Source organism: Streptomyces sp. Y309, from assembly GCF_056712025.1.
Genome location: NZ_CM160048.1, coordinates 5,037,752 through 5,064,615 on the forward strand (window position 1 = coordinate 5,037,752; position 26,864 = coordinate 5,064,615).

Consider the following 26,864-nt stretch of genomic DNA (forward strand, 5'->3'; position numbering starts at 1 on the left):
ACCTAGGTCCACCCGGTCCGGCCGCCCGGTCCGGCCGCCCGGACCGGCCACCCGGGCCCCGCCCGCCGTCACCCCTTGGCCAAGGCCACCCCCGCACCCCGCCCATAGCTCAAATCGGGCTCAACTCCAGGTCTCAAATCGGACCTCTCACCTGTGACTTGAGTCACAGGGCCCATATTTTGTTGACCCTGTGTACCGGGTGGGCAGCTCGCTGTGATTCAGTGACCGTGGCAATCGGACGGACACAGAAGCTGATGGCACACGAGCGCGACGAAGCGTGAAGCACGGGCCTCAGCGAGGACACAGAGGGCGCTGCGGATCCTGGAGTTGCTGTCGAGGTCTCGGGGAGAGCGAGCATGGAGACCGAGTCGGAGCCGTACGTCCGTCTTGCGACCCTGCGGCAGCTCCATCAGGTGGTTGCGGACCTCAACACGGCCCGCAGCCTCGCGGACACGCTGCAGACCGTCGCCGACGGCGTGGTCAACGGCCTTGGCTATGAGCTGGCGTGCGTCAATCTCGTACGCCCGGACGGCGATCTCGTCGTCGCCGCCTTCGCGGGCAATCCCGCCGCCGAGGCACTGATCACCGGCCGCGTCGGCTCGCGCGAGTCCTGGGAGCGCCGCCTGACCATGGGCGAGGCCTGGGGCGCGCTGCGCTTCATCTCGTACACGGAGGGCTGGGTCCTCGACGAGGACGACGTGCCGCAGTGGTACACCGAGGGACCCGAGCCCCGCTTCGAGGACGAGTGGCACCCCTCCGACCGGCTCTTCGCGCCCATGTACGCGACCGGGGCGTCGGGCGGCGAGCTCATCGGCGTCATCTCCGTGGACCGCCCGCGCAACGGGCGCAGGCCCGGCGCATGGGGGCGCGAAGCGCTCCAGATGTACGCCTTCCAGGCCGCCATCGCCATCAGCAACGCACGCCTTCGCGCCAACATGCAGCGCGCCCTGGTCCGCCTGGAGCGCGAGCAGCAGGCGCTGCGCGCCAGCGAGGAGAGCTTCCGGCAGGCCTTCGAGTACGCGCCCAGCGGCATGGCCATCGCCGAGATGGGCGGCGACCAGCACGGCCGCATCCTGCGCACCAATGACGCGCTCTGCCGCCTCCTCGGCCGCCCCGCCTCCGCGATGCGGCGCTACTCCTTCTCCGACCTCGTGCACCCCGAGGACATCGGGACGCTGCTGCGTACGTCGGCGGAGGGCGGGCGGGCCGAGCTGCGGTTCGGGCGCAGGGACGGGACGTACGTATGGGTGTCGCTGCGGAACTCGGTCGTCGCCGACGCCGCGGACGGGCCCCGGTTTCTGCTCACGCACGTCGAGGACATCGAGGAGCGCAAGCGGCGCGAGCTCCAGCTCGCGCACCGCGCCTCGCACGACTCACTGACCGGACTGCCGAACTCCGCCGAGCTGCGCGCCCGCCTCAGCGCCCGCCTCTGCCGCAGGCCGCACGCGGGGCAGCCGTCCACGGTGGACTCGCTGGACGCGGCGTACGACAACAGCGGTCTGTACGCGCCGGGGCACGCCTCCAGCAACGGCCACGGCCCGGTCATGGGCGGGCACACGGGCCTGCACGGCGAGGGCTACGACCACCACGTGCACACGGTCGCCCCGCCCGAGGAGGCCGACCCCGACGACGGCACCAAGGGGCTCGCCGTCCTCTTCTGCGACCTCGACGGCTTCAAGTCGATCAATGACCGCTTCGGGCACCACACCGGTGACGCCGTCCTCATCGAGGTCGCCCGGCGTCTGACCAGCGGCGTCCGGGACGGCGACACGGTGGCGCGGCTCGGCGGCGACGAATTCGTGGTGCTCGCCGACGGGCTCGGCCGGGCCGACGCGCAGGACCTCGCGGTGCGGCTGCGGAACGCGATCATCCCGCCGATCCGGGTGGACGGGCGTGCCGTGCGCGTCGGCGCCAGCTTCGGCATCGGATGGGCACATTGCGGGATGTCCGCGGACGAAGTGCTGCACTCTGCCGACCAGCGGATGTACGTCGAGAAACGTTCCCGTGCGAAGCAGCACCGGCGGGCCGGGTGAACTCCCTTACGGGGTACGGGATGCGGCGGGCGGAGCGGTGTCGGTGCGGTGACGGGGCGATGTCGGTGCGGTGCCGGGACAGGTGCCGCCAGTGATGTTGTTCGTGTTGTGTTCGTGATGCTGTCAACGTCACCTTGGGCGGTCACCCGGAGCGGGTAGGCTCGCCGCATCCGCGATGCGAGGGAGTGACCTGCGAATGACGCCCGGCAATAACGGCGAGCACACGCCGCGCGCGCCAGAGGGCGATGACGACCCGTTCGGCTACCTGTACGCAGACGGCCAGGCGGCCGGCGCGACACCGCCCTCCGGGGGCGGCGGGTACGGCTACCCGGGACCGCGGTCCTCGTACAACCACGTGCGCGCGGTCGGCGAGCGGCAGTACGGGCAGCAGCAGGGTCACGCCCAGGGCCAGGCCCCGGCGTACGGCTACCCGCCGCCCGCCCACGCGCCGCAGCAGCCGCCCGGGCAGCCCAGCGCCCACTACACCGCTCCGGAGGCACAGCACGGGGTCACCGCGCCGATGCGGCAGGCGGGCGGGCCCGGTGCGCCCGGCGCGCACGCCGGAGCCGGAGGCGGCGGCGGGCGTGGGCGGGGGCCCAACACCAAGGGCCTGCTGATCGGCGCCATCGCCGTCGTCGCCGTCGTGTCCCTCGGCATCGGCGCCGCCATGATGTTCGGCGGCGGTGACGGGGACGACGACGGGAAGCAGGCGGGCCCCTCCCAGAACCAGTCCGTCTCCGAGAAGCCGAGCCCCACCCCGTCCAAGGGCAACGGCAAGAAGCCCGACGCCGAGCTGCCCAAGTCGGACGCCAAGGCCCTCAAGCTGGAGGGCGGCACCACCACCGCGTCCGACATCGACGGGGCGCAGTCCGCCGGTGGTGTGTACGTGGCCGGGCTCAACAAGCCCGGAGCCCAGGTGACTTGGACCGTCGACGGGATTCCCAAGAGCGGTGCCTACACCGTGTTCGTGGGCTATTCCGTGCCCGGCAAGGCCGCGGAGACCACGCTCGGGATCAATGGGACTGCTTCCGGGCGGAAGCTCAATATGGACAACTTCACCGGGGCGAAGGCGGGGGCCTGGGACAAGGGGTGGACGAAGACGTTCGCCTTCGTCCAGCTCAACAAGGGGACCAACACGATTTCTGTGTCCTGCCAGGCGGGGGACAAGTGTGATGCTGTGCTTGATCGGGTTTGGCTGAAGGCTGGGCACGTCAAGGAGTAGGGGGCCCTGCCGGGAGGCTCCCCAATCCCGCCCCTTCCCGTAACCAGGGGCGCTGCGCCCCCTGGACCCCAGCCAGGTCGGCGTCCCGTGCGGGTGGGACAGCTCCCGTCGATCGCCGCTTCGCGGCTCGTCCTCAAACGCCGGACGGGCTTTAAAGGAGCCGTAGGAACGACTCCGCCACCCCCGCCATCGCCTCGCGCGCCGGGGTCAGGTACTTGCGGGGATCGACCCCGCTCGCGTTCGCCGCGAGGTACGTACGCACCTCGCCCGTGAAGGCCGTGTTCAGTGCCGTGCCCACGTTGATCTTTGTCATGCCGGAGGCGACGGCCTGGCGGATCTCCTGGTCAGGGACCCCGCTTGAGCCGTGCAGGACCAGAGGGACGGGGACGGCCTCCCGCAGGGAGTGGATCAGGTCGTGGTCCAGGGCCGCGGTGCGTTGCGTCATGGCGTGGGAGGAGCCGACGGCCACGGCGAGGGCGTCTATGCCGGTGTCGGCGACGTAGGCGGCCGCTTCGGCGGGGGCCGTGCGGGCGCCGGGGGCGTGCGCGTCCAAGGGGGCCTCGCCGTCCTTGCCGCCGACCTCGCCGAGCTCCGCCTCGACCCAGATGCCGCGCTCGTGGCCCCAACGCACCGCCTCCGCGGTCTCCTTGACGTTCTCGGCGTACGTCAGCTTCGACGCGTCGAACATCACCGAGCTGAACCCCTCGGCGTGCGCGGCGCGCAGCAGGTCCGGGTCCGTGACGTGGTCGAGGTGGAGGGAGAGGGGCGCGGTGGAGGCGTGGGCGACGGCGGTGGCCGCGGCCGCGATCGCGGAGAGGCGGCCGCCGTGGAACTTGACCGCGTTCTCGGATATTTGGAGCACCGCAGCGGTGCCCGCTCGCTCCGCGCCGAGCGCGATGGCCTCCGCGTGTTCGAGCGTGATGACGTTGAAGGCCGCGACGCCGCGTCCGTCCGCGGCCGCCCGGGCGACGAGTTCGCCGGTGGTGGTGAGTGGCATGCCGAACCATCCCCATTCCTGGGCCCGTTGCGGCCCGTTGCGGCCCGTTGTGCTACGCCTGAGCCCCGCCCCCGCCGTACTCCGCCCTCACGCCGACGCCCCCATATCGTCGCCTCACGCCGCCGTCGGCTTCCCCGTCACGGCGACCTTCGGCAGCACGTCCTCGTACACCGCCGCGTCGAACTCGCCCGCCGCCGGGGCCGCGACCGTCGCCGCCGACAGGGCCACCGCGCGCGTCAGCCGGTCCGGCCAGGGCAGCCGGCGGACGAGGCCGGAGAGCAGGCCCGCGACCGCCGAGTCGCCCGCGCCGGTCGGGTTGCCGCGGACGCGGCCGGGCGGTGTGGCGCGCCAGGTGCCCTCGGGGGTGAGGGCGAGCAGGCCCTCGGCGCCGAGCGAGGCGACGACGGCGTGGGCGCCGCGGCGGCGGGCGTCGCGGGTGGCCTGGGCGGGCTCGTGGGCGCCGGTGAGTTCGGCGAGTTCGTCGGCGTTCGGCTTGACGATGTCGGGGCGGGCGGCGACCCCGCGGCGCAGCGGTTCGCCGCTGGTGTCGAGGAGTACGGGTACGGAGGCGGCGCGCGCGGCGCGTATCAGCAGGGCGTACGCGCCCACCGGCACGCCGGGCGGCAGGCTGCCGCACAGGGCCACGGCCGTCACGTCGTCGCCGCTCAGCAACTCCTCGTAGGAGGTGAGGAATCCGGCCCACTCGGCAGGGGAGACGGTCGGGCCCGGCTCGTTGAGCTGGGTGGTGTCGCCGGTGCGGGCGTCCACGACGGCGAGGGTGCGGCGGGTGGCGCCCGCGACGGTGCGCAGGCCGTCCGCGACGCCGGGCACACGGGCGAGGTGGTCGCGCAGGGTGCGGCCGGTGTCGCCGCCCGCGAAGCCGGTCACCGTCACCTCGTGGCCGAGCGCGGCGAGCACGCGCGCGACGTTCAGGCCCTTGCCGCCCGCGCGTTCGGTCACTTCGGTGACGCGGTGCGAGGCGTGCGGGGTGAGGGAGGGGACTTTGTACGTGATGTCCAGGGCGGCGTTCAGCGTGACCGTGACGATCACTGCTTCACCCCCGGATCACGCGTGCCGCGTACAGCTTTCGGGGCCTGATCATGCCAAAAAGAAGGCGGTTGGCCCAGACCTCGGACCAACCGCCTTGGTTATGGGGTGAATTAGGGCTCGATCACCCAATCGCCCTTGCGCATCACGCCCTTGAGCGTGAACTCCGCGTCCAGGACCACGATGTCGGCGTCCTTTCCGGGCTCCAGCGAGCCGACCCGGTCGTACATGCCGAGGAGCTTGGCCGGGTTCGCGGAGGTCGCGGCGACGACGTCCTCGACGGGCAGCTTGTCGATGGTCACCGACCGCTTGAACGCGCGGTCCATGGTCAGCGTCGAGCCGGCGATCGAGCCGCCCTCGGCGAGCCGCGCGACGCCCTCCTTCACCTCGACCTCCAGCGGGCCGAGCAGGTAGGTGCCGTCGCCGAAGCCCGCCGCGTCCATGGCGTCCGTGATGAGGGCGACGCGGCCCGCGCCCGCGTGGTGGAAGGCCAGCTCGAAGGAGGCCGGGTGCAGATGCGTGCCGTCGTTGATGAGCTCGACGGTGATCCGCTCGTCCTCCAGGAGGGCGGCGATGGGGCCGGGGGCGCGGTGGCCGAGGCCGGGCATCGCGTTGTAGAGGTGCGTGGCGACGGTGGCGCCCGCGTCGATGGCGGCCTTCGTCTGCTCGTACGTGGCGTCGGTGTGGCCGATCGCCGCGATCACGCCGTGCTCGGCGAGGAGGCGTACGGAGTCGATGCCGCCGGGGAGTTCGGTGGCGAGGGTGACCATGCGGGCCCGGCCGCGGGCCGCGTCGATGAGCTTGCGGACCTCCGCCGGGTCCGGGTGGCGCAGCAGGGCCTCGCTGTGGGCGCCCTTGCGGCAGGGGGAGATGAAGGGGCCCTCGAAGTGGATGCCGGCGATGTCGCCCTGCTCGGCGAGCTCGGAGAGCAGGCCCGCGCGCTGGGCGAGGGCGTCCATCTCGCCGGTGACCGTCGAGGCCACGACCGTCGTGGTGCCGTGCAGGCGGTGCGTCCGCACGCCGTGCAGGATGTCCTCGGCCGTGCCGCTGGTGAAGGACGCGCCGCCGCCGCCGTGGTTGTGCACGTCGACGAAGCCGGGGACCAGCCAGCAGCCGGTCAGGTCGACGGTCTCGGCGTTCGCGGGAGCTCCCCCAAGCTCTCGGCTTCGCTCGAGCAGGGAGGTACCCCCCTCGCCGATGCGGCCGGCTTCGGTGACGATGACGCGGCCGCCTGGGACGGTTCCGGTGGGCAGTACCACCTGAGCACCGGCGAGCACCTTGCTAGTGGCCATCAGGTGGTTACCTCCGGGGAGTGGGGGATGCGGGTTCTGTCGGGTTCGGTGGCTGCTTCGGTGGGTTCTTCGGCGGTTGCGTCGGTGGTTTCGCCGGTGGCTTCATCGGTGGTGCCGAGGAGGTCCCACGCGAGCAGGCCCGCGCCCAGGCAGCCCGCCGCGTCGCCGAGTGCGGCCGGGACGATCTCGGGCAGCGTCTGGAACCGGACCACGCGGTCGGCGACGGCCGCGCGCAGCGGTGTGAACAAGGTTTCCCCGGCCTCCGCGAGGCCGCCACCGATGATCAGGGTGTGCGGGTCCAGCAGAGTGAGGGCCGTGAGCAGGCCGTCGGCGAGGGCGTCCACCGCGTTCTGCCAGACGTCCAGGGCGCGCGGGTCGCCGGAGCGGACGGCCTTCGCGCAGTCCGCGGCGTCCGCGGCAGGGTCGCCGCTCGCCCTCGCCCAGGCCTCGCTCACCGCGGAGGCGGAGGCGAGCCGCTCCAGGCAGCCGCGCTGGCCGCAGCCGCAGGGCGGGCCGCCGGGGCGTACGACGATGTGGCCGATCTCGCCGGCCGAGCCGTGGGCGCCGGGCTCGATGGCACCGTCGATGCCGATCGCGCCGGCGATGCCGGTGCCGAGCGGCACGAACAGGAACCGGTCGGCGCCCTTGCCGGCGCCGAGGCGGCCCTCGGCGAGGCCGCCGGTGCGCACGTCGTGGCCGAGCGCCACGGGGATGCCTTCCAGGCGGGCGCTCAGGAGGTCGCGCAGGGGTACGTCGTGCCAGCCCAGGTTGGCCGCGTACACCGCGATGCCGTGCTCGGCGTCGACGATGCCGGGTACGGCGACGCCGGCCGCGGCGGCCGGTTCGCCGAGGTGGGCGAGGCCGTGGGCGCGGAGGTCCGCCGCGAAGCCGAGGATCGACTCCACGACGGCCTCGGGGCCGCGGTCCCGTCCGGTCGGGCGGCGCGCCTCATGGAGCAGCGTGCCGTCCGCCCCGACCAGGGCGGCCTTCATTCCTGTGCCGCCCACGTCCAGGGCGATGACATGTCTCACGGGGACAGTGTCGCGTGTGACCCTGCGAGAGGTCTAGTCCACATGTCTGTGGGTGGGCCCGGCTGGGAGCTCCCCAATCCCGCCCCTTCCCGTAACCAGGGGGCTGCCGCCCCCTGGACCCCCGCTGATCGCCGCTCCGCGGCTCGTCCTCAATCGCCGGACGGGCTAGAACCTTGCCGCACCGGCGAAAGTCTTAGCCCCTCCGGCGTTTGAGGAGTGGGGTCTGGGGCGGAGCCCCAGTTACGGCGAAGGGGCGGGTCTGGGGCGCGCCGCGAGGCCGGAAGCGGCGGATAAGGCAAGGCCGTTGCAGAAGTGATACTCGGGTGGTGTAGACCTTGTATCGGCACGCGAGGGAAACTCGCAGTTCAGCATGGAACGACGAGGGTGGGAACAGCAGTGCAGCGGCGCGTGACAGGTCTGACCGCGGCGGTGGCCGCGCTGAGCATGACGGCGCTGCTCGCCGGCTGCGGCGGCGACTCCGGCGACTCCGGTGACGTCACCCTCAAACTCGTCGCCGCCGACTACGGCGACTCCTCGGCCAACAGCTCCAAGAAGTACTGGGCCGAGCTGACCAAGAAGTTCGAGGCCGAGCACCCGAACATCAAGGTCGACGTGAGCGTCTACTCCTGGACGGACGTCGACCGCAAGGTCAAGGAGATGGTGAAGGACGGGGAGGCCCCCGACCTCGCCCAGATCGGCGCGTACGCCGACTACGCCGCGCAGGACAAGCTGTACAGCGCCGACGACCTGCTCTCCATCCCCACCCAGGCCGACTTCCTCGCGCCGCTCTCGAAGGCCGGCGAGGTGAACCGCGTGCAGTACGGCATGCCGTTCGCCGCGTCCACGCGCCTGCTCTTCTACAACGAGAAGCTGTTCAAGAGCGCCGGCATCAAGCCCCCGCAGAGCTGGTCCGAGCTGCAGGCCGCCGCGCAGAAGCTGAAGGCCCGCGGCGTGAAGATCCCCTTCGCGCTGCCGCTCGGCCCGGAGGAGGCGCAGGCCGAGACGATGCAGTGGCTGCTGAGCGGTGGCGGCGGCTACACCGACAACGTCGACTCGTACGCCATCGACTCCAAGCAGAACATCAGCACCTTCGAGTGGCTGAAGGACGAGCTGGTCGGCAAGGGCCTCACCGGCCCGACCGCGCCCGCCGAGCTGAACCGCGCCGAGGCGTTCGCGGCCTTCACGCGCGGCGACGTCGGCATGCTCAACGGCCACCCGACGCTGATGCAGATGTCGGCCAAGAAGGGCCTGAAGTACGGCATGGTGCCGATGCCCGGCATCAACGGCAAGGCCCAGTCCACGATGGGCGTCGCCGACTGGATGATGGCCTTCAAGCAGAACGGCCACCGCGAGGAGATCGGGGACTTCCTCGACTTCGTCTACAGCAAGAAGAACGTTCTGGACTTCTCGCGGGAGTACGACCTGCTGCCCGTGACGACCTCGGCGTCGCAGGAGATGGCCGGGAACAAGAAGGACGCGGCGAAGCTCGGCGAGTTCCTGAAGGAGCTGCCGACCTCGCAGCTCTACCCGGTCGGCAAGGTGTCCTGGGCGCAGGTCTCCGTGCAGATCAAGAAGTACATCGGCAAGACCGTCGGCCCGAACGGCAACCCCAAGGCCATCCTCGGCCAGATCGAGTCGAAGGCGGCCGCGGAGGAGAACGCGCAGTGAGGACCCCGGGCCGGGGTTAGCGTGGACGTCATGACGGACGAGGGCCGGCCGGGGGACGACGGTGACGTCGGCCTGTCCGCGCGCGCCAAGGCGGTGCTCGCGCTCGAGCGGCGCAACTGGGCCGGGCCCGGCGCCAAGGAGCGGGCCATCCGCGAGGAGCTGGGGCTCGCCCCGGTCCGCTACTACCAGATCCTCAACGCCCTCCTCGACGACGGGCGCGCCCTCGCGCACGATCCGGTCACCGTGAACCGACTGCGGCGGGTTCGACAGGCGCGGCGCGCGGAGCGTTGAGGTTAAGGTCGGGCTCATGGGTGACCTGACGCACTCCTCCCAGCCGCTGCCGCGGCCGCTGACGCCCGCGGGGCGGGACGGACTCGCCGCGATCCTGGCCCGGCCCGAACGTGCCGTGATCGCCCTGGACTTCGACGGCACGCTGGCGCCGATCGTGGCCGACCCGGAGCAGGCGCGGGCCCACCCGGACGCGGTGCCCGCGCTTGCCGCGCTCGCGCCGAAGGTCTGCTCCGTGGCCGTCGTCACCGGGCGGCCCGCCGGTGTCGCCGTCCGCTACGGCGGGTTCGCCGGGGTGTCGGGCCTTGAGCACCTCGTCGTCCTCGGGCACTACGGCGCCGAGCGGTGGGACGCCGTCAGCGGGACCGTGCAGGCCGCGGAGCCGCACCCCGGGGTTGCCGCGGTGCGGGCCGAGTTGCCCGGCTTCCTGGACGCGATTGGCGCCTGGCGCGGTACCTGGATCGAGGAGAAGGGGCGGGCCGTCGCGGTGCACACGCGCCGGGCGCGGGATCCGCAGGCCGCGTTCGACGCCCTGCGCGAGCCGCTCGCCGAGCTCGCCGCCCGCCACGGGCTGATCGTCGAACCCGGCCGCCTCGTCCTGGAGTTGCGCCCGCCGGGCGTCGACAAAGGCGTGGCCCTCGTCGAGTACGTACGCGAAGTGGGCGCCGAGTCCGTCCTGTACGCCGGTGACGACCTCGGGGACCTGCCCGCCTTCGCCGCCGTGGACAAGCTCCGCTCCGACGGGGATGTGCGGGGCCTGCTGGTGTGCAGCGGCAGCACGGAGGTCCCCGAACTCTCTGACCGAGCCGACCTGGTGGTCGACGGCCCCCCGGGCGTGGTCACCCTCCTGGCGACTTTGGCCACCCAACTGCCCTGAGAGGCCCCGTCGGCCTGGGCTGCCGTTAAGGGTCGGGAGCCGCCCCTGGCGGCCCAGCTGCCCACAGCAGGTAACGGGAAAGTGACCTGTAGACGCCGAACTGCCTTGTGTGGCACCGGGAGTCGGTCGACCTGGGCTGTCGGTGGGCGTTGGTGTGGACTTCGGCCCGGAGCTGTTGGTCGAGTGGAAACGGGTGGGCGGGTGGGAGAGATCCGCCGCGGAGCGGCGGGCTTGTCAGGGGGTCAGGTGGCCAGGGCCCGCAGCTGGTCCAGGAACCACTGGGACGGGGGGAGGGCAGTGGCGGCCGCGGCCAGGCGTTTGGTGCGTTCCGCACGTTCCGTGGGCGGCATGGTCAGCGCCGCGTGCAACGCGTACGCCGTACCGGACACGTCGTACGGATTCACGACAACCGCGTCTTCCCCGAGCTCCTCGAAGGCCCCGGCCTCCCGGGACAACACCAGCGCACACCCCTCGTCGGAGACGACCGGCACCTCCTTGGCGACCAGGTTCATCCCGTCCCGGATGGGGTTGACGAGGGCGACGTCGGCCAGGCGGTAGGCGGCGAGGGAGCGCGCGAAGTCGTCCTTGACGTGGAGGACGACGGGCGTCCAATCGTCGGTCCCGTACGCGGAGTTGATCGCGGAGGCGACCCGCGACACCTCCGCCGTGTAGTCGCGGTACACCGCGAGATCCTGCCGCGACGGGTAGGCGAACGCGACGTGCACGACCCGCCCACGCCACTCCGGCCGCTCCTCAAGGAGCAGCCGGTACGCGTGCAGCCCGCGCACGATGTTCTTGGACAACTCGGTCCGGTCCACCCGGACGATGACCTTCCGCCCGGCCCCCACCTGCTCCCGCAGCGCGGCGAGCCGCTCCTCGACGTCCGCCCGCCGCGCCCGCTCCCGGAGGAAGTCCGCGTCGGCCCCGAGCCCGTGCACCCCGATGCGCGTCCCCGACGTACCCCCGAGGATCGCCACGCAGCACGCGGTGAACGCGTCCGCCCACCGCCCGGTGAGGAACCCGAGCCGGTCCGCGCCGAGCATCCCGCGCAGCACCTGCTCCGCGATGTCGTCCGGCAGCATCCGAAAGTAGTCGACGGGCGCCCACGGGGTGTGCGAGAAGTGCCCGATGCGCAGGTCAGGGCGCAGCTCGCGCAGCATCCCCGGCACCAGCGCCAGGTGGTAGTCCTGCACGAGCACCGAGGCCCCCGGCGCCGCACTCTCCGCCAGCGCGTCCGCGAACGCCCGGTTGTACGTCTCGTACGAAGCCCACCGCGCCCGGAACTCCGGCCCGAACGCGGGCTCCAGAGGCGTCTGGTACAGCATGTGGTGCACGAACCACAGCACCGAGTTCGCGATGCCGTTGTACGCGTCGGCGTGCACGGCGGCGTCGATGTCGAGCATCCTCACGCCCGGCTCGCCGACGCCCCGCCGCACGGCCTCCCGGTCGCCCTCGCCCAGCGCGGAGCACACCCACAGCGTGGCACCCTCGTCGGTGTCCGCACCGATGGCGCTGAGCCCGGAGACGAGCCCGCCGCCGCCGCGCTTGGCGTCGAGCGTCCCGTCGTCCCCGAGGGAGTACGTCACCGGGCCGCGGTTGGACGCGACGAGAACCTGGGCGGGCGCGTCGGCTGCGTGCGCGGAAACCTCGGAAACCATGTGCCGAAACCTAGCCGCTCACGGAAACGCTCAAACGTACGTCCGGGGAACGTCACATCACTGCCGGAGGCGGACCACGGCGCCGTATACAGCCGACGTACAGCCGACAGCCGGTCTCAGGCCACCCGCCGCTCCGCGTACTCCTCCACCTCCGCCATCGGCGGCCGCTCCTCCGTGTCCACCGCGTACGTCCGCGGCTCGAAGCCGTCCTCGCCGCGCACGAACTGCGTGAGTTCGGGGCGTACGAGATGGGCGCGGGCGAGCCGCAGCTGCGCGGTGCGGTAGATCGCCGCCGCCATCCGCCCGAGCGCCTGCCCGTCCTGGTGCCGGTGCCTGCGCACACCGACGTCGACCTGCGCGAGCGCGTCCAGACCCACGGTGTGCAGCGCGTCGACGAGCAGGCCGACCTCCACGCCGTACCCGACCGGGAACGGCAGGCGTTCGAGCAGCGACCTGCGGGCCGCGTACTCGCCGCCGAGCGGCTGCACGAAGCCCGCGAGCTGCGGCCAGTGCATGTTCAACAGCGGGCGCGCCATCAGCTCGGTCACCCGGCCGCCCTGACCGGCGGCCGCGCCCAGCGGGCGGTCGTACATCGCCTTCACGAAGTCCACGTCCGGCTCGGTGAGCAGCGGCCCCACGATCCCGGTGACGAAGTCCGCCGAGAACTCCTTCAGGTCGGCGTCGACGAACGCCACGATGTCACCGCCGGTGACCAGGAGTGAGCGCCACAGCACCTCGCCCTTGCCGGGCACCGCGGGCAGCCGCGGCAGGATCTCGTCCCGGTGCACGACCCGCGCCCCGGCGGCCGCGGCGACCTCGGCCGTGCGGTCGGCGGAGCCGGAGTCGACGACCACCAGCTCGTCGACGAGCGGGACCTTCTCCATCAGCTCACGGCGGATCTCGGCGACGATCTCACCGACCGTCCCCTCCTCGTCGAGTGCGGGCAGCACGACGCTCACCGAGGCGCCACCGGCACGCTTGGCGGCGGTGAGCTGATGCGGCGGGCGGTCGGCGACGGACCAGGAACGCCTGCTCAGCCAGCGCTCGACCTCTTCCAGCACGCGCGTCCTCCCGGTTGTGATCCATCTCGCGCATCGGACGACTATCTCAAGGGTCCAAGGCTTCGGTTACAGTCTTGAACAACGCCGGTGACCATCGCATGTCGGGGGTCGCCGCCGCGTTCGAGATCAACGACTGAAACCCACAACTGAAACCCACAATCGAATACCGCTCATCCAGAGGGGCAGAGGGATACGGCCCGTTGAAGCCCCGGCAACCCTCCCGCCGACCGCGAGGTCACGGTGGGGAAGGTGCCAATTCCGTCTCGCGGCGAGATGCGTCGCGAGGAAGATGAGGAGAAAGGGCCTCGCCTCCATGGCTGTGCAGACCGTCGCAACCACCCCCGCCGCCGCTTCCGCCCCGGGCACCGTAGACCTCGGCCCCGCGTCCGGCCTCTCCTGCCGCGAGTGCGGAACCCGCTTCGACCTCGGCCCGATCTTCGCCTGCGCCGACTGTTTCGGCCCCCTCGAAGTCGCCTACGACCTGCCGCTCGGCGACCCGGAAGGCCTCCGCAGGAAGATCGAGTCCGGCCCCGCCAACATCTGGCGGTACGCCCCGCTGCTGCCCGTCCCCGCCGACGTGGCCGACAAGCCGAACCTCAACCCCGGCTGGACCAAGCTCGTCCAGGCCGACAACCTCGCCCGGGAAATCGGCGTCGAGCCGGGCAAGCTGTTCGTCAAGGACGACTCCGGCAACCCCACGCACTCCTTCAAGGACCGCGTCGTCGCGCAGGCCCTCGAAGCCGCGCGCGCCTTCGGGTTCACCACGCTCTCCTGCTCCTCGACGGGCAACCTCGCGGGCGCCGTGGGCGCGGCCGCGGCCCGCGCCGGCTTCCGGTCCTGCGTGTTCATCCCGCACGACCTGGAGCAAGGCAAGGTCGTCATGGCCGCGGTGTACGGCGGCGAACTCGTCGGCATCGAGGGCAACTACGACGACGTGAACCGCTTCTGCTCCGAGCTCATCGGCGACCCGCTGGGCGAGGGCTGGGGCTTCGTCAACGTCAACCTGCGGCCGTACTACGGCGAGGGCTCCAAGACCCTCGCGTACGAGATCTGCGAGCAGCTGGGGTGGGTGCTCCCGGACCAGCTCGTGATCCCCATCGCCTCCGGCTCCCAGCTCACGAAGATCGACAAGGGGCTCAAGGAGCTGATCGCCCTCGGCCTGGTCGAGGACAAGCCGTACAAGATCTTCGGCGCGCAGGCGGAGGGCTGCTCGCCGGTGTCCACCGCGTTCAAGGCCGGCCACGACGTCGTACGCCCGCAGAAGCCGGACACCATCGCCAAGTCCCTCGCCATCGGCAATCCGGCCGACGGGCCGTACGTCCTGGACATCGCGCGGCGCACGGGTGGTGCCGTGGAGGACGTCAACGACGAACAGGTCGTCGAGGCCATCAAGCTTCTCGCGCGCACCGAGGGGATCTTTGCGGAGACCGCGGGTGGGGTGACGGTCGGCGTCGCGAAGAAGCTGATTGAGGCGGGCCTCATCGACCCCGCCCTCACCACCGTCGTCCTCAACACCGGTGACGGTCTCAAGACCCTCGACGCGGTCGCGGAGACGTCGCAGGCGACTGCCACGATTCGGCCCAGCCTCGATGCGTTCCGCTCCGCGGGGCTTGCGGGATAGAGCGCCGTAGGGCCTGAAGCATTGTTTCGTCTGCGGACCGTCTGTGGCTGGTCGCGCAGTTCCCCGCGCCCCTGACGGGGCGCTCCTCCTCCCCGAACCTCTGAGGTGAACCCATGAGTGTCAACGTTCGTATTCCGACCATCCTGCGTACCTACACCGGCGGCAAGGCCGAGGTGTCCGCCGAGGGGGCGACCCTTGCCGAGGTCATCGACGACCTGGAGAAGAACCACACCGGCATCGCCGCCCGGGTCCTGGATGATCAGGGGAAGTTGCGGCGGTTCGTGAATGTGTACGTGAACGACGACGACGTGCGGTTCGAGCAGGGTCTGGAGACGGCGACGCCGGACGGCGCCGGTGTCTCGATCATTCCCGCCGTCGCCGGAGGCTGAACGCACGCAGCGTCACCGCGATTGCCCCCTCCGCGAGAGAAGCGGAGGGGGCAATTCTGTATGGTTGATCGCGGTACAGTTGGGAATGGAGCTTCGTTCTTCGTCCCGCGCGGTGCCGCGCGCATATTCGAAGCCGGTCTCGGGCCGACAAGAAGTAGCCAAAGTGTCCTGCCCTTTTGAGCCTTAAGTGGCATTTGTCGGGCCCGACTTGCCCTGAACTCCGGTGAATTCTCCGCATATTACCGATCGGGCGTGCCCAGAATTCTCGTCCGATTGACCTGTTGCAGAGGGCAGTTGGACAGATACATTCAGCCGCGGTCGACGCGTTCCGGCGCACACCCCCAACCCATGGGGGGTGAGGTCTGACCCGGGTCCGCGAAGTGCGGGTCTGCGCAAGGGCCAGTAATAGGGGAGTTAGGCATGGCTCAGGGCACCGTCAAGTGGTTCAACGCGGAGAAGGGATATGGCTTCATCGCGGTCGACGGTGGTGCGGATGTATTCGTCCACTACAGCGCGATCCAGATGGACGGCTACCGCACCCTGGAAGAAGGTCAGCGAGTCGAGTTCGAGATCTCGCAGGGCCAGAAGGGTCCGCAGGCGGACATGGTCAAGCTCGCCGGCTGAGCGGCTTGACGCGATCGGCCACCGACGCGACGCAGACGAAGGGCCCGCATCCCGGAGACGGGGTGCGGGCCCTTCGTGCGCGCCGGGCCCACGGCCGCGCGGCCCGGCGGACGGCGTGTCGATCTCCACCGTGCGCGGGCGGGCGCGGGGCGCGCGTGGCGGGGTTCGGGGGCGACCTTGCGCCCACCCGTCTCCCGACCGCCACCCCTCATCGACGCCCCTCCGGGGCGGCCTTGCACTCTATGGGGTCGAGTGCTAATCATTGGCGTTAGCACTCTACGAGTGAGAGTGACAGAACTTGGATCGGGTCGGTGAGGTCCGCAGGCCGGGTGGGGCAAGGAACCACCGGGCAGGCAGGCCGTCCGTCGCGGGCGCCAGCACGATCCGTTTGCTTTTCCACCCCGTCCGGGAGGACCACTTCACATGGCCAAGATCATCGCGTTCGACGAGGAGGCACGGCGCGGCCTCGAGCGCGGCATGAACCAGCTCGCCGACGCCGTCAAGGTGACCCTGGGCCCCAAGGGTCGCAACGTCGTCCTCGAGAAGAAGTGGGGCGCCCCCACGATCACCAACGATGGTGTGTCCATCGCCAAGGAGATCGAGCTCGAGGACCCGTACGAGAAGATCGGTGCCGAGCTGGTCAAGGAGGTCGCGAAGAAGACGGACGACGTCGCCGGTGACGGCACGACGACCGCGACCGTCCTCGCCCAGGCGCTCGTCAAGGAAGGCCTGCGCAACGTCGCGGCCGGCGCCAACCCGATGGCCCTCAAGCGCGGCATCGAGAAGGCCGTCGAGGCCGTCTCCGGCGCCCTGCTCGAGCAGGCCAAGGACGTGGAGACCAAGGAGCAGATCGCTTCGACCGCCTCCATCTCCGCCGCCGACACCCAGATCGGCGAGCTCATCGCCGAGGCGATGGACAAGGTCGGCAAGGAAGGCGTCATCACCGTCGAGGAGTCCCAGACCTTCGGTCTGGAGCTGGAGCTCACCGAGGGCATGCGCTTCGACAAGGGCTACATCTCGGCGTACTTCGCGACCGACATGGAGCGCATGGAGGCGGCCCTGGATGACCCGTACATCCTGATCGTCAACTCCAAGATCTCGAACGTGAAGGACCTCCTTCCGCTCCTCGAGAAGGTCATGCAGTCCGGCAAGCCGCTGCTGATCATCGCCGAGGACGTCGAGGGCGAGGCCCTGTCCACGCTGGTCGTCAACAAGATCCGTGGCACCTTCAAGTCCGTCGCCGTCAAGGCCCCGGGCTTCGGTGACCGCCGCAAGGCCATGCTCGGCGACATCGCCATCCTCACCGGTGGCACCGTCATCTCCGAGGAGGTCGGCCTCAAGCTGGAGAACGCCGGTCTCGACCTGCTCGGCCGCGCCCGCAAGGTCGTCATCACCAAGGACGAGACGACGATCGTCGACGGCGCCGGTGAGAGCGACCAGGTCCAGGGCCGCGTCAACCAGATCCGTGCCGAGATCGAGAACAGCGACTCGGACTACGACCGCGAGAAGCTCCAGGAGCGCCTGGCGAAGCTCGCGGGCGGCGTGGCCGTCATCAAGGCCGGTGCCGCGACCGAGGTCGAGCTCAAGGAGCGCAAGCACCGTATCGAGGACGCCGTGCGCAACGCGAAGGCGGCCGTCGAGGAGGGCATCGTCGCCGGTGGTGGCGTGGCCCTGCTGCAGGCCTCCTCCGTGTTCGAGAAGCTCGAGCTCGAGGGCGACGAGGCCACCGGTGCCGCCGCTGTGAAGCTGGCCCTGGAGGCCCCGCTGAAGCAGATCGCGGTCAACGCCGGCCTCGAGGGCGGCGTCGTCGTGGAGAAGGTGCGCAACCTGACCGTCGGTCACGGCCTGAACGCTGCGAACGGCGAGTACGTCGACATGATCGCCGAGGGCATCATCGACCCGGCGAAGGTCACGCGTTCCGCCCTGCAGAACGCCGCGTCCATCGCCGCGCTGTTCCTCACCACCGAGGCCGTCATCGCCGACAAGCCGGAGAAGGCCGCCGCGGCCGGTGCTCCGGGCGGCATGCCGGGCGGTGACATGGACTTCTGATCCCCCGCGGATCGGACGTTCTCCGTACGCAATCGACCCGTATGTAGTCGATACGTACCGCTCGTACGAAGGGGCGGCACTCTCCTCGCGGAGGGTGTCGCCCCTTCGGCGTGCCCGGCCGCTCGCCGCCGTGCTCACGACGGGGCGGTGGGCGGGTTGAGGCCCGCCCACCGCCCGGTGTTCCTGTTACCGGTTACGCGTCGAGCGGGCGCATGAAGTCCAGCGACCAGATCTGGTGCTGGTCGACCTTGTTGGTGGAGATGAGCTCGACCTGCTGGCCGAAGTGCCCCGCGCGCCAGGCGAGGTGTTCCTTCTCGTCGATGATCTGGAGGCCGCCGACGCCCGGAGCGAAGGTCCACTTCGTCCACTGGTCGCGGGACGTGTTGTTGGCCCAGAGCTTGTGCTCGGCGGCGATGAGCCCGGGGTGCTTCTCGGGTTCGTCGTCGTACTCCGGGGAGAGGCTGATCACGTACGGGGAGCCCAGTACGGGCTCGGCCTGCTGGATGGCCCACTCCTGGGGGATCGGGGGGTACAGCGGGCGGTCGGTGGAGACGGGGAGCCCGTGCTCCACCGCGTATTCGCGGGCCGTGAGGAGGGCCGGGGGTCCGGCGATGTGCGCGTAGATCCTGTAGATGCCGGGCTTGATCGGAATCGGAGGCACCGTTGCTTCCTTTCCTAGGACCGGCCGGTGGCGGGACGGCCACCGGTGCGCGGTCCACGTTGACAGGCGTCACGAGGCTGTCGAAAGGACAGAAAGCGGCCAAGTCGAGCAAGGCGGGAAGTAAGCGGTCATTCACGCCCATTGAGCCAATTGCTTCGGGCGGTCTTGACGGTTTTGACGCTGTGTTCCCGTTCCCTCCTCCGGGTCCCCGCTCGCTACTCCGAGCCCGCCGCCGTCAGCGCGGCCCGCAGGTGGCCCTTCGACTCCGTGAGGAGCCGTGCCGCCGTGGGGCCGTCCACGTCGCCCAGGAGCACGAGGATCGCGTTCTTCACCTCGCCGTCGGTGGCGGCGAGTGCCGCCTCGATCTCCTCGTCGGACGCGCCCGTGGCGAGGGCGACGATGCGGCGGGAGCGGGCGCGCAGCTTGTCGTTGGAGGCGCGTACGTCGACCATCAGGTTCCCGTACGTCTTGCCGAGGCGGATCATCGTGATCGTCGAGAGCATGTTGAGGACGAGCTTCTGGGCGGTGCCCGCCTTCAACCGCGTGGATCCGGTGAGGAGTTCGGGGCCCACGACGACCTCGATGCCGTGCTCGGCCGCCGCCGCGAGCGCGCTGTCGGCGTTGCAGGACAGGCCGACGGTCAGGGCCCCGCGGGCGCGGGCGTGCTCGACGGCGCCGACGGCGTAGGGGGTGCGGCCGGACGCGGAGACGCCGACCACGGTGTCGTCGGCGGTGAGGGCGAGGGAGTCCAGGTCGGCGGCCGCGAGGTCCTTGCGGTCCTCGGCGCCCTCGATCGAGGTGACCACCGCGGTCGGGCCGCCGGCGATGAGGCCGACGACGTCGCCCGGGTCGGTGTTGAACGTCGGCGGGCACTCGGACGCGTCGAGCACGCCGAGCCGGCCCGCCGTGCCCGCGCCCGCGTAGATCAGACGGCCGCCGCGGGCCATGCGCTCGGCGGTGGCGTCGATGGCGGCGGCGATGCGGGGGAGCTGCGCGGCGACGGCCGTGGGCACGGTGGCGTCCTCGGCGTTCATGAGGCGCGCGATCTCCTCCGTGGGCAGCCGGTCGATCTCGGAGAGCTCGGGGCGGAACGCCTCGGTGGTGAGGTTCGCCAGCTGGGCACGGAGCTCGCCGTAGGCGGCGGGCCCGGTGGGCGTGGAGGTCATAGGGGTGCGGCTCTTTCGCGATGTGAGGTTCGGCGGTGGGTAGTACAGCCCGTCCGGCGATTGAGGACGAGGCCGAAGGCCGATCGGCGGCGCCCCCGGCGAACGGGACATCAACGACTGGCGGGGCCTCCGCGGGGATTATGGCGGTGCGCCAGCGCCTCGTACGAAGCGGCCAGCGCGGGGGCAGCCGTCTCGTACGTACGTTGTGCCACGCCCACGAACAGACAGTCCACGACCAGGAGCTGACTGGTCCGGGAAGACATCGCGGCGGGCCGCAACTCGCTCTCGCGGGCGGTGGACGTGGTCAGTATGTGGTCGGCGTACTGGGACACCAGGCCGTCGGGGCGGCCGGTGATCGCGATCGTCGTCGCGCCGTGCTCGAAGGCGACCCGCAACGGTTCGATGACGTCGCCGGTGGACCCGGAGTGGGTGATCGCGATCGCCACGTCCTTCGCGCGGAGCGTCACCGCGTTGGTGACGGCGAGGTGCGGGTCGGAGTGGGCGTGCGCGACCTGGCCGATGCGCAGCAGCTTCTGGGCGAGGTCCTGGGCGACGAGCCCGGACGCGGCGACGCCGTACACCTCCACGCGGCGGGCGGCGGCCAGCGCGCCGACGGCCGCGCCGAGTTGGACGGTGTCGAGTCCGGCGGCGGTGTCGGCGAGGGTCTGCTGCTCGTCGTACGCGAGCTTCGCGACGACGTCCGCGAGCGGGTCGTCGACGGCGATGTCGGCGGTGACGGCGGGGGCGCGGCCCGACTGCTGCTGGGCGGCGAGGCCGGCCAGGGCGAGGCGCAGGTCCCGGTAGCCGGGGTAGCCGAGGAGGCGGGCGGTGCGGACCACCGTCGCCTCGCTGGTGCCGGTGAGCTCGGCGAGGCCGGTGACCGTGAGCGCCGCGGTGCCCGCCGGGTCGCCCGCGACGGCCTCGGCGACGCGCTGCATGGAGCGGGTCATCGACGGCGCGAGCGTGCGCACCTTGGCCGCGAGGGCGGCGGGGGCCGGGGGCGCGCCGCCCGCGAAAATTTCCTTCACGTCTTGGGTCACTCTTGAAAGATATTTTCGGCGGCGGGGGAGGGTCAAGCCCCGGGAGCCAAGGCCTCGGGTCAAGACTTGGGGGTCAAGACCTGGGGGCCACGGCCTGGGGTCAAGACCTGGCGCACAATGGCTGTATGGACCCATCCGCATCCTCCGCCCCCGTCGGCCCGCTGGAGCAGGCGTTGCACGCCGCCCGCGCGCTGGTGCTCGCCGACCTGGTCGCGGACGAGGTGGCCGAGCCGGACGTGGTCTCGTTCGTCGAGGACTCCGTGGCGCAGCGCCGCTGGTGGGTCGAGCAGTGGCCCGACGGGGTCGACTATGTGGCCGGGCTCGTCGCCCAGGACGTGCAGGACGCCCTCCTGGAGCGGTACGGCCGGTGGCCGCTGTGCCCGGTGTGCGGCTCCGGGGACCCGCACGCGCTGGACGTGGAGCCCGAACTGGGCGCGGATCCGCACTGGGTGTGCGCGAAGGCGGGTGTGGTGGTCGCGGCCGTGGGGTCGCTCGGGACGGTGCCGCGGTGACCCTCTACATCGACCCGCCCACCTGGCCCGGGCACGGGCGGCTGTGGTCGCACCTGGTCAGCGACGTCTCGTACGAGGAACTGCACGCGTTCGCCGCGCGCATCGGCGTGCCGGAGCGGGCCTTCGAGCGCGACCACTACGACCTGCCGTCGCATCGGTACGGCGACGCCGTGCGGGCCGGGGCGGTGGAGGTCGGCTCCAAGGAGCTGGTGCGGCGGCTCACGGGGGCGGGGCTGCGGCGGCCCAAGGGCCGCGCAGCGGCGGACGGGTCCTTGCCGGACAGTCCCTTGCCGGACGGCCCCTTGCCGGGCGGGTCCTCGCCGGGAAAGCCCTCCGGGCAGGCCGACTGAGCGCTCCGCTGGCAGTGCCGCGATGGGCTGTCAATCGTCCGCGGCTCCGTCGTGGCTGGTCGCGCCCGCGCGGCGGAGCCGCATATCGATACAGCCCCGCGCCCCTTCGGGGCGCTACCGCACCCGACCTTCTTAGGGCCGACTAGGGTCACCCCATGCCCGACCACGACGACGTCACGTCCCTGCGAGCCCGCTGGCGCGAAGCCCTCTTCGGGGCCCGGGGGACCGGCACCGGCCCGGACCCGGACTCCGGCCCGGACCCCGACCCGTACGCCGACCACCTCCTCACCCGCTGGTCGGAGCCCCACCGCCGCTACCACACCCGCACCCACCTGGCCGCCGTCCTCACCCACGTCGACACCCTCCAGGCGCACGCGGACGCCCCGCACCTGGTGCGGCTCGCGGCGTGGTTCCACGACGCGGTGTACGCCCCCGACCGCTCGGAGAACGAGGAGCGCAGCGCGCGCCTCGCGGAACGCGCGCTGCCCGAGGCGGGGCTGACGCCGGAGGCGACCGCCGAGGTGGCCCGGCTCGTCCGGCTCACGGTGAGCCACGACCCGGCCGAGGGCGACCGCAACGGCGAGGTGCTGTGCGACGCGGACCTCGCGATCCTCGCGGCGGATCCGGACGCGTACGCCGCGTACGCCGCCGCGGTCCGCGAGGAGTACGCCTTCGTGCCCGACGAGGCGTTCCGCGCGGGGCGGGCGGACGTGCTGCGCCAACTGCTCGCGCTGCCCCGGCTGTTCCGTACGGAGTACGGCGCCGCGCACTGGGAGTCCCGCGCCCGGGAAAACCTCACGACGGAGCTGGAACTGCTCACGTAACCTCGCCGCATGCTCTTCAACGGCGGGGAACGGATCGACGAGGCGACGGCGCACGCGGTGCGGGCGCTGCGCGCGGTGGCGACGGCGGAGTACGACTGGACGCGCCCTGCGGGCGGCCTCGAGTGGAGCTGCCTGGACACGGCCGAGCACATCGCCTGCGACTTCACGGCGTACGCGACGCAGCTCACCGGGCGCACCGCGGGCACGGGCACGTACGTCCCCGTCGAGGCCAAGCTGGACGAGGGCACCGGCGCGGACGGCGCCGTGCGGGTCGTCGAGGCGACGGCGGGGCTGCTCGCGGCGGTCGTCCGGACGACGCCGCCGGGAGTGCGGGGCTGGCATCCGTACCCGTCCCGCAGCGCGGACGCGGCGGGCTTCGCGGCGATGGGGATCGCCGAGCTGCTCCTGCACACGTACGACATCCTGCGGGCCTTCGACGTCGCCTACGAACCTCCGGCCCCGCTGTGCGAGGTGCTGCTCGCGCGGCTGTTCCCGGAGGTGCCGCCCGCCCGGGACGGGGAGGGGCACTGGGAGGTGCTGCTGTGGGCCACCGGGCGTGGTGACCGCGCGGGGCACGGCCGTCTGGAGCGGTGGCGGTGGCACAACCCGTTCCAGCTGCCCGCGGGGCCCGTGGAACTGGTCGAGGTGGCGGCGGACGCGGCCGCGGATCTCGCCGGGGGCGGTGCGGGCGGCATCGACTGGGCCGAGGGCGGGCCCTCCGAGGGGACGCGGGGCGCCGCCTCCCGGGTCGCGAAGGCGTACGCCGCCGGGACGCATCGGCCCGAGTGGGGGATGTTCGCCGTCGTCCGTACCGAGGACCAGCTCGCGGTCGGGGCCGTCGGGTTCCACGGGGTGCCCGACGAGGAGGGCTGGGCGGAGGTCGGCTACAACCTGGTCCCGGCGGCCCGCGGCAACGGGTACGCGACGCATGCGCTGCGCGCGCTCACCGAGTTCGCCCTGGCCGGCCCGGACCGCGCCGACATCGCCGACCATGCCGGCCTGACCGGGCTGCGTGCGCTCGCCGACCCGGACAACGCCGCGTCCCACGCCGTCCTCACCCGCGCGGGCTTCACCCGCACCGCGGACCGCGACGCCGACGCCACGTTCGAGCTCCGCCGGACCTGAGCGAGCCGCAGGCTGCCTCACCGCCGCGCCCTCCGTGTGCCGCCGCTGCGCGGCGGCTCTTCCCACCCGCCCGCCCGTGAACCTGGTCGGCGGCTTCGCCGTCGGCGCGGGCGCCCGCGCCCGGAACGTCCGCGCACCCCAACACAAGCCCCCGCCAGGGAATTCCCGCACCGACCCCCACGTTGCCGCCGAACATGCCCCCTCGCACACGCATGCCCATAGCCGTCCACACCCTCGGTGTCGCCGTCTTCGCGCTCGGTACCAGTGAGTTCATGCTGTCGGGGCTGCTGCCGGACGTCGCGGACGACATGGGGGTGTCGGTGCCGCGGGCCGGTCTGCTGATCTCGGCGTTCGCGATCGGGATGGTCGTGGGGGCGCCGCTGCTCGCGGCGGCGACGCTGCGGCTGCCGCGGCGGGCCACGCTGGTCGCGCTCATCGCGGTGTTCGGCCTCGGCCAGATCGCGGGCGCGCTCGCGCCGTCGTACGGGATCCTCTTCGCGTCCCGCGTCGTCAGCGCGCTGGCCTGCGCCGGGTTCTGGGCGGTCGGCGCGTCCGTCGCCGTGGCGATGGTGCCGGTGACCCAGCGGGCGCGGGCCATCGCCGTGATGCTCGGCGGGCTCTCCATCGCCAACGTTCTCGGTGTGCCCGCCGGAGCCTTCCTCGGGGACCACTTCGGCTGGCGGTCCGCGTTCTGGGCGGTCGCGGCGGCCTCGGGGATCGCGCTCGTGGGCGTCGTCGTCCTCGTACCGCGCATCGCCCGGCCCGCCGAACAGCCCGTGCTCCGGCGGGAACTCGTCATCTACCGCGACCGGCAGGTGTGGCTCGCCGTCGCCGTCGTGGCACTCGCCGCGGGCGGCGTGTTCTGCGCGTTCAGTTATCTCGCGCCGCTGCTGACGGATGTCGCGGGCCTCGACGAGGGCTGGGTGCCCGCGGTGCTCGCGCTGTTCGGCGTGGGGGCGCTGATCGGGACCGCCATCGGGGGACGCGTCACCGACGGGCGGCTCTTCACCGTGCTGTTCAGCGGGATCGCCGCCTCGACGGTGTTCCTGAGCGCGCTCGCCCTCTTCTCCGCGACCGCCGCCGCGGCGGTCGTCCTCGCCTTCCTGCTCGGAGTCTCCGCCTTCTACACCGGCCCCGCGCTCAACGCCCGCGTCTTCGAGGTCGCCACCGCCGCGCCCACCCTCGCCGGGGCCACCGCGACCGCCTCCTTCAACCTCGGCAACACGGCCGGGCCGTGGCTCGGTGGCACCGTCATCGACGCGGGCCTCGGCTACGAGTCGGCCGCGTGGGCCGGGGCCGGGCTCACGACGTCGGCGATCGTGGCGGTGGCGGTTTCGTCGCGGTTGCGGCCGCGAGGAGGGTCCGCCGAGAGCCACCACGCCGCGTACGACAACAGGCAGCGGACAGAACTGTCCCCCTGAGCCGCCGCCCCGGCAAAGAGGAGCGGGTCTCGACGGAAAACCCGCCCCCGGACGTTGCCTTTCACGGCAGCGCCCGCTTGGCTGGCCGCCATGACGTACGACGCGACCCCCAACGCGACCCCGTCCGACGAAGCACACGAATCCGACCGCCCCGGCCGACTCCTCCGTACCGAACGCGACGCCCTCATCCCCCTCCTGCGCGCCGCCGAGGACGCGGCCTTCGCGGCGCCCACCTGCTGCCCCGGCTGGACGGTCCGCGACGTCCTCGCGCACTGCTCGGCGGCGCTGAGCCGCGTCATCGAGAGCCGCTTCGAGGACGGCGTGTTCACCGCGGCGGGCAACGACCGCGACATCGCCGAGCGGGCCCTCTGGCCCAACGCCCGCATCGTGGACGAGCTGGAGCACGGCATGACGAACGCGGGCGCCGCCATCGCCGCGTCCAAGGGCCTCTTCGACGGCGTGGCGCTCGGCGAGTGGGTGCACGCGGGAGACGTACGGGACGCCTGGGGGCTGCCGGGCGCGTACGCGGGCGAGGGGCTCGGTGACGCGCTGCCGCTGCTCGCCGCGTACACCAAGCAGCGCGCGGCGCTGCCCCTGCACGCCGACGTCGACGGCTTCGACGAGCCGCTGATCCTCGGCGTCACCGACGGCAGCCGGCCCCCGGCCCGGTACATCGGCGACGCCCCGACGCTGATCCGGCTGTACGCGGGGCGCCCGCTCGCCGGTGCGCGGTTCGAGCTCGCGGGTGCGACGCCGGAGGAGCTGACGATCTTCAACTGAGGCTCCGGGGGCGGGGCTTGGCTCAATGCTCGTGGGGCTTGTCCTTGCCCGTGCCGGTGTCTGTGTCCGAGCCCGTGTTCGCGTCGGCGTGTGTGTTTGTGTTCACCGTGAACGCCGCCGTCCGCACCGTGCCCTCGTGCTTGAAGTCCAGGAACAGGCGGTACGCGCCCGCGCTCGGCGCCGTCGCCGTGAAGGACACCTTCGGGCCGGGCTTCGTGGTGCCGTCGCCCACTTCGCCGTTCGGGTGGACGTGCAGGTACGCGAGGTCGCCCGCGCGCAGCGCGACCAGGTGGCCGTAGGCGCCCAGGTAGGGCTGGAGGTTCGTGACCGGCTTGCCGTCGCGCGTGACGCGCAGCGTCAGCTCACGCGGCTTGCCGGGCTTCAACCCGCCGTCCAGGCGCACCTCGTAGCCGTCGCCCGCCTTCGCGGTGGCCGCCGCGCGCGGCAGTTCGGCCGCCTTGTACGGGCCGGTCACGGCGAGGTCCGTGCCGAGCGTCACCTTCCGCTGCGCCTTCCCTTGCGTCCCCGCGGGCGTGAAGTCCGCGAACACGCGGTAGTCCCCGGCCCTGGGCAGCGTCGCCGGGACCGACCAGGTGCCGTCGGCGGCGCGCTCGGGGTGCAGATGGCGGTACGTCGTCAGGTCGCGTGAGGCGACGATGAGGTGGAGTTCCTTGCCGTGCTCCTGCTTGTACGTCTTCAGGGGCGCGCCTGAGGGCTCCTTCCCGCCCGGGGTCTCCTTCCGGATGGTGAAGCGCAGGTCCGTGCGCTCGCCCGCCTTCGCGCGCGGCGTCTTCAGGTCGAGCGCGTAGCCGTCGGCGGCGACCTGGAGGCCCGCGGGGGCCGCGCCCTTCTTCTCGCCGCCCTGCTCCGCGTGCCCGCCGCCGTGGTCCTTCTTCTCGCTGTGCGCCGTCGGCGTGCTCACCGTGTCGACGCTCGTCCCGATGCCGTACGCGGCCGTGAACGCCGCCGCGACGGCCGTGGAGTATGCGGTGATCCTCAGTCCCGTATTCATGAGACCGACGATACCCCCTGGGGGTATGAAGTCAAGTGCTGGACTCTCTTGCGCCAGGTACCCCCCAGGGGTATAAATGAGTCTCGTAAGCGATACCGGACCCGGGTATGCCGGGG

At 71.9% G+C, this 26,864-nt stretch carries 25 protein-coding genes and 1 riboswitch; of the genes, 15 read left to right on the plus strand and 10 right to left on the minus strand.

Going from position 1 to position 26,864, the window contains the following annotated elements; genetic code table 11:
- The first annotated feature begins 356 nt into the window (after positions 1-356).
- Both cdgB and AC0KTA_RS20495 read left to right on the plus strand, forming a co-directional pair.
- Positions 357-2,033 (plus strand): diguanylate cyclase CdgB, encoded by a 1,677-nt coding sequence (gene cdgB / locus AC0KTA_RS20490; protein ID WP_481049661.1) that lies wholly within the window; start codon positions 357-359, stop codon positions 2,031-2,033.
- A gap of 196 nt (positions 2,034-2,229) precedes the next feature.
- Entirely contained in the window at positions 2,230-3,255 is a 1,026-nt protein-coding gene (locus tag AC0KTA_RS20495; RefSeq protein ID WP_481049662.1) for a carbohydrate-binding protein, read from the plus strand.
- A gap of 151 nt (positions 3,256-3,406) precedes the next feature.
- Here AC0KTA_RS20495 and AC0KTA_RS20500 read toward each other — a convergent pair whose 3' ends face one another.
- From AC0KTA_RS20500 to AC0KTA_RS20515, 4 genes are all read right to left on the minus strand, one after another.
- Complete coding sequence (locus AC0KTA_RS20500; RefSeq protein ID WP_481049663.1) at positions 3,407-4,252, minus strand: class II fructose-bisphosphate aldolase; 846 nt, start codon at positions 4,250-4,252, stop codon at positions 3,407-3,409.
- Between the two features lie 114 nt (positions 4,253-4,366).
- Complete coding sequence (locus AC0KTA_RS20505) at positions 4,367-5,302, minus strand: 1-phosphofructokinase family hexose kinase (RefSeq protein WP_481049664.1); 936 nt, start codon at positions 5,300-5,302, stop codon at positions 4,367-4,369.
- A gap of 110 nt (positions 5,303-5,412) precedes the next feature.
- On the minus strand, positions 5,413-6,591 hold the full coding sequence (gene nagA, locus AC0KTA_RS20510) for an N-acetylglucosamine-6-phosphate deacetylase (RefSeq protein WP_481049665.1): 1,179 nt from the start codon (positions 6,589-6,591) through the stop codon (positions 5,413-5,415).
- On the minus strand, positions 6,591-7,622 hold the full coding sequence (locus AC0KTA_RS20515; protein WP_481049666.1) for an ROK family protein: 1,032 nt from the start codon (positions 7,620-7,622) through the stop codon (positions 6,591-6,593). The genes nagA and AC0KTA_RS20515 overlap by 1 nt, the downstream gene beginning before the upstream one ends.
- A gap of 396 nt (positions 7,623-8,018) precedes the next feature.
- On the opposite strand from AC0KTA_RS20515, the gene AC0KTA_RS20520 reads away from it, so the two are divergent.
- From AC0KTA_RS20520 to otsB, 3 genes are read left to right on the plus strand one after another with little or no spacing between them, the layout of a single operon-like run.
- Positions 8,019-9,290 (plus strand): ABC transporter substrate-binding protein, encoded by a 1,272-nt coding sequence (locus tag AC0KTA_RS20520; RefSeq protein WP_481056500.1) that lies wholly within the window; start codon positions 8,019-8,021, stop codon positions 9,288-9,290.
- A 30-nt stretch (positions 9,291-9,320) separates the two neighbouring features.
- A complete protein-coding gene (locus AC0KTA_RS20525) occupies positions 9,321-9,581 on the plus strand; it encodes a DUF3263 domain-containing protein (RefSeq protein ID WP_481049667.1) in 261 nt (86 codons plus the stop codon).
- Between the two features lie 16 nt (positions 9,582-9,597).
- Complete coding sequence (otsB, locus tag AC0KTA_RS20530) at positions 9,598-10,455, plus strand: trehalose-phosphatase (protein ID WP_481049668.1); 858 nt, start codon at positions 9,598-9,600, stop codon at positions 10,453-10,455.
- A 242-nt stretch (positions 10,456-10,697) separates the two neighbouring features.
- Here otsB and AC0KTA_RS20535 read toward each other — a convergent pair whose 3' ends face one another.
- Together AC0KTA_RS20535 and AC0KTA_RS20540 are read right to left on the minus strand one after the other, a co-directional pair.
- On the minus strand, positions 10,698-12,113 hold the full coding sequence (locus AC0KTA_RS20535; protein ID WP_481049669.1) for an alpha,alpha-trehalose-phosphate synthase (UDP-forming): 1,416 nt from the start codon (positions 12,111-12,113) through the stop codon (positions 10,698-10,700).
- A 116-nt stretch (positions 12,114-12,229) separates the two neighbouring features.
- Complete coding sequence (locus AC0KTA_RS20540) at positions 12,230-13,174, minus strand: glucosyl-3-phosphoglycerate synthase (RefSeq protein ID WP_481049670.1); 945 nt, start codon at positions 13,172-13,174, stop codon at positions 12,230-12,232.
- Between the two features lie 167 nt (positions 13,175-13,341).
- Positions 13,342-13,470, plus strand: a riboswitch (SAM riboswitch).
- Between the two features lie 17 nt (positions 13,471-13,487).
- Here AC0KTA_RS20540 and thrC point away from each other — a divergent pair.
- The 4 genes from thrC (at position 13,488) to groL (ending at position 17,857) form a co-directional block, all read left to right on the plus strand.
- Positions 13,488-14,795, plus strand: a complete 1,308-nt coding sequence (gene thrC / locus AC0KTA_RS20545; RefSeq protein WP_481049671.1) for a threonine synthase — start codon at positions 13,488-13,490, stop codon at positions 14,793-14,795.
- Positions 14,796-14,908: 113 nt separating this feature from the next.
- On the plus strand, positions 14,909-15,184 hold the full coding sequence (locus AC0KTA_RS20550; RefSeq protein ID WP_481049672.1) for a ubiquitin-like small modifier protein 1: 276 nt from the start codon (positions 14,909-14,911) through the stop codon (positions 15,182-15,184).
- Between the two features lie 420 nt (positions 15,185-15,604).
- Positions 15,605-15,808, plus strand: a complete 204-nt coding sequence (locus tag AC0KTA_RS20555; RefSeq protein ID WP_031073244.1) for a cold-shock protein — start codon at positions 15,605-15,607, stop codon at positions 15,806-15,808.
- Between the two features lie 423 nt (positions 15,809-16,231).
- Entirely contained in the window at positions 16,232-17,857 is a 1,626-nt protein-coding gene (groL, locus tag AC0KTA_RS20560; RefSeq protein ID WP_481049673.1) for a chaperonin GroEL, read from the plus strand.
- 193 nt (positions 17,858-18,050) lie between these two features.
- Here the strand turns inward: groL and AC0KTA_RS20565 are convergent, their stop codons facing one another.
- The 3 genes from AC0KTA_RS20565 to AC0KTA_RS20575 all read right to left on the minus strand — a co-directional run bounded on the left by AC0KTA_RS20565 (position 18,051) and on the right by AC0KTA_RS20575 (position 20,724).
- Positions 18,051-18,518 (minus strand): hypothetical protein, encoded by a 468-nt coding sequence (locus tag AC0KTA_RS20565; RefSeq protein WP_481049674.1) that lies wholly within the window; start codon positions 18,516-18,518, stop codon positions 18,051-18,053.
- Positions 18,519-18,733: 215 nt separating this feature from the next.
- Positions 18,734-19,684, minus strand: a complete 951-nt coding sequence (murQ, locus tag AC0KTA_RS20570; protein WP_481049675.1) for an N-acetylmuramic acid 6-phosphate etherase — start codon at positions 19,682-19,684, stop codon at positions 18,734-18,736.
- A gap of 110 nt (positions 19,685-19,794) precedes the next feature.
- Complete coding sequence (locus AC0KTA_RS20575; RefSeq protein ID WP_481049676.1) at positions 19,795-20,724, minus strand: MurR/RpiR family transcriptional regulator; 930 nt, start codon at positions 20,722-20,724, stop codon at positions 19,795-19,797.
- Between the two features lie 125 nt (positions 20,725-20,849).
- On the opposite strand from AC0KTA_RS20575, the gene AC0KTA_RS20580 reads away from it, so the two are divergent.
- The 6 genes from AC0KTA_RS20580 to AC0KTA_RS20605 all read left to right on the plus strand — a co-directional run bounded on the left by AC0KTA_RS20580 (position 20,850) and on the right by AC0KTA_RS20605 (position 25,736).
- Positions 20,850-21,236, plus strand: coding sequence for a hypothetical protein (locus tag AC0KTA_RS20580; protein ID WP_481049677.1), 387 nt, complete (start codon positions 20,850-20,852; stop codon positions 21,234-21,236).
- Positions 21,233-21,586: a DUF4031 domain-containing protein gene (locus AC0KTA_RS20585; protein WP_481049678.1), complete on the plus strand. Its 354-nt coding sequence runs from the start codon at positions 21,233-21,235 to the stop codon at positions 21,584-21,586. The genes AC0KTA_RS20580 and AC0KTA_RS20585 overlap by 4 nt, the downstream gene beginning before the upstream one ends.
- A 155-nt stretch (positions 21,587-21,741) precedes the next feature.
- Positions 21,742-22,410: an HD domain-containing protein gene (locus AC0KTA_RS20590; RefSeq protein ID WP_481049679.1), complete on the plus strand. Its 669-nt coding sequence runs from the start codon at positions 21,742-21,744 to the stop codon at positions 22,408-22,410.
- A 9-nt stretch (positions 22,411-22,419) separates the two neighbouring features.
- Positions 22,420-23,535 carry a GNAT family N-acetyltransferase gene (locus tag AC0KTA_RS20595; protein ID WP_481049680.1) on the plus strand — a complete coding sequence of 372 codons (1,116 nt, stop codon included), beginning with the start codon at positions 22,420-22,422 and terminating at the stop codon, positions 23,533-23,535.
- 212 nt (positions 23,536-23,747) lie between these two features.
- Positions 23,748-24,956 (plus strand): Cmx/CmrA family chloramphenicol efflux MFS transporter, encoded by a 1,209-nt coding sequence (locus AC0KTA_RS20600; protein ID WP_481056501.1) that lies wholly within the window; start codon positions 23,748-23,750, stop codon positions 24,954-24,956.
- A gap of 90 nt (positions 24,957-25,046) precedes the next feature.
- Entirely contained in the window at positions 25,047-25,736 is a 690-nt protein-coding gene (locus tag AC0KTA_RS20605; protein WP_481049681.1) for a maleylpyruvate isomerase family mycothiol-dependent enzyme, read from the plus strand.
- 22 nt (positions 25,737-25,758) lie between these two features.
- Here AC0KTA_RS20605 and AC0KTA_RS20610 read toward each other — a convergent pair whose 3' ends face one another.
- Positions 25,759-26,748: a hypothetical protein gene (locus tag AC0KTA_RS20610; RefSeq protein WP_481049682.1), complete on the minus strand. Its 990-nt coding sequence runs from the start codon at positions 26,746-26,748 to the stop codon at positions 25,759-25,761.
- Positions 26,749-26,864 lie beyond the last annotated feature (116 nt).

Bases quoted from the DNA above. Each gene is read 5' to 3' on its own strand.
- cdgB (WP_481049661.1), top strand. From the start codon at position 357: ATGGAGACCGAGTCGGAGCCGTACGTCCGTCTTGCGACCCTGCGGCAG.
- AC0KTA_RS20600 (WP_481056501.1), top strand. From the start codon at position 23,748: ATGCCCATAGCCGTCCACACCCTCGGTGTCGCCGTCTTCGCGCTCGGT.
- AC0KTA_RS20495 (WP_481049662.1), top strand. From the start codon at position 2,230: ATGACGCCCGGCAATAACGGCGAGCACACGCCGCGCGCGCCAGAGGGC.
- AC0KTA_RS20580 (WP_481049677.1), top strand. From the start codon at position 20,850: ATGGACCCATCCGCATCCTCCGCCCCCGTCGGCCCGCTGGAGCAGGCG.
- AC0KTA_RS20595 (WP_481049680.1), top strand. From the start codon at position 22,420: ATGCTCTTCAACGGCGGGGAACGGATCGACGAGGCGACGGCGCACGCG.
- AC0KTA_RS20550 (WP_481049672.1), top strand. From the start codon at position 14,909: ATGAGTGTCAACGTTCGTATTCCGACCATCCTGCGTACCTACACCGGC.
- AC0KTA_RS20535 (WP_481049669.1), bottom strand. From the start codon at position 12,113: ATGGTTTCCGAGGTTTCCGCGCACGCAGCCGACGCGCCCGCCCAGGTT.
- AC0KTA_RS20525 (WP_481049667.1), top strand. From the start codon at position 9,321: ATGACGGACGAGGGCCGGCCGGGGGACGACGGTGACGTCGGCCTGTCC.
- nagA (WP_481049665.1), bottom strand. From the start codon at position 6,591: ATGGCCACTAGCAAGGTGCTCGCCGGTGCTCAGGTGGTACTGCCCACC.
- murQ (WP_481049675.1), bottom strand. From the start codon at position 19,684: ATGACCTCCACGCCCACCGGGCCCGCCGCCTACGGCGAGCTCCGTGCC.
- AC0KTA_RS20590 (WP_481049679.1), top strand. From the start codon at position 21,742: ATGCCCGACCACGACGACGTCACGTCCCTGCGAGCCCGCTGGCGCGAA.
- AC0KTA_RS20500 (WP_481049663.1), bottom strand. From the start codon at position 4,252: ATGCCACTCACCACCACCGGCGAACTCGTCGCCCGGGCGGCCGCGGAC.
- AC0KTA_RS20555 (WP_031073244.1), top strand. From the start codon at position 15,605: ATGGCTCAGGGCACCGTCAAGTGGTTCAACGCGGAGAAGGGATATGGC.
- thrC (WP_481049671.1), top strand. From the start codon at position 13,488: ATGGCTGTGCAGACCGTCGCAACCACCCCCGCCGCCGCTTCCGCCCCG.
- AC0KTA_RS20605 (WP_481049681.1), top strand. From the start codon at position 25,047: ATGACGTACGACGCGACCCCCAACGCGACCCCGTCCGACGAAGCACAC.
- otsB (WP_481049668.1), top strand. From the start codon at position 9,598: ATGGGTGACCTGACGCACTCCTCCCAGCCGCTGCCGCGGCCGCTGACG.
- AC0KTA_RS20610 (WP_481049682.1), bottom strand. From the start codon at position 26,748: ATGAATACGGGACTGAGGATCACCGCATACTCCACGGCCGTCGCGGCG.
- groL (WP_481049673.1), top strand. From the start codon at position 16,232: ATGGCCAAGATCATCGCGTTCGACGAGGAGGCACGGCGCGGCCTCGAG.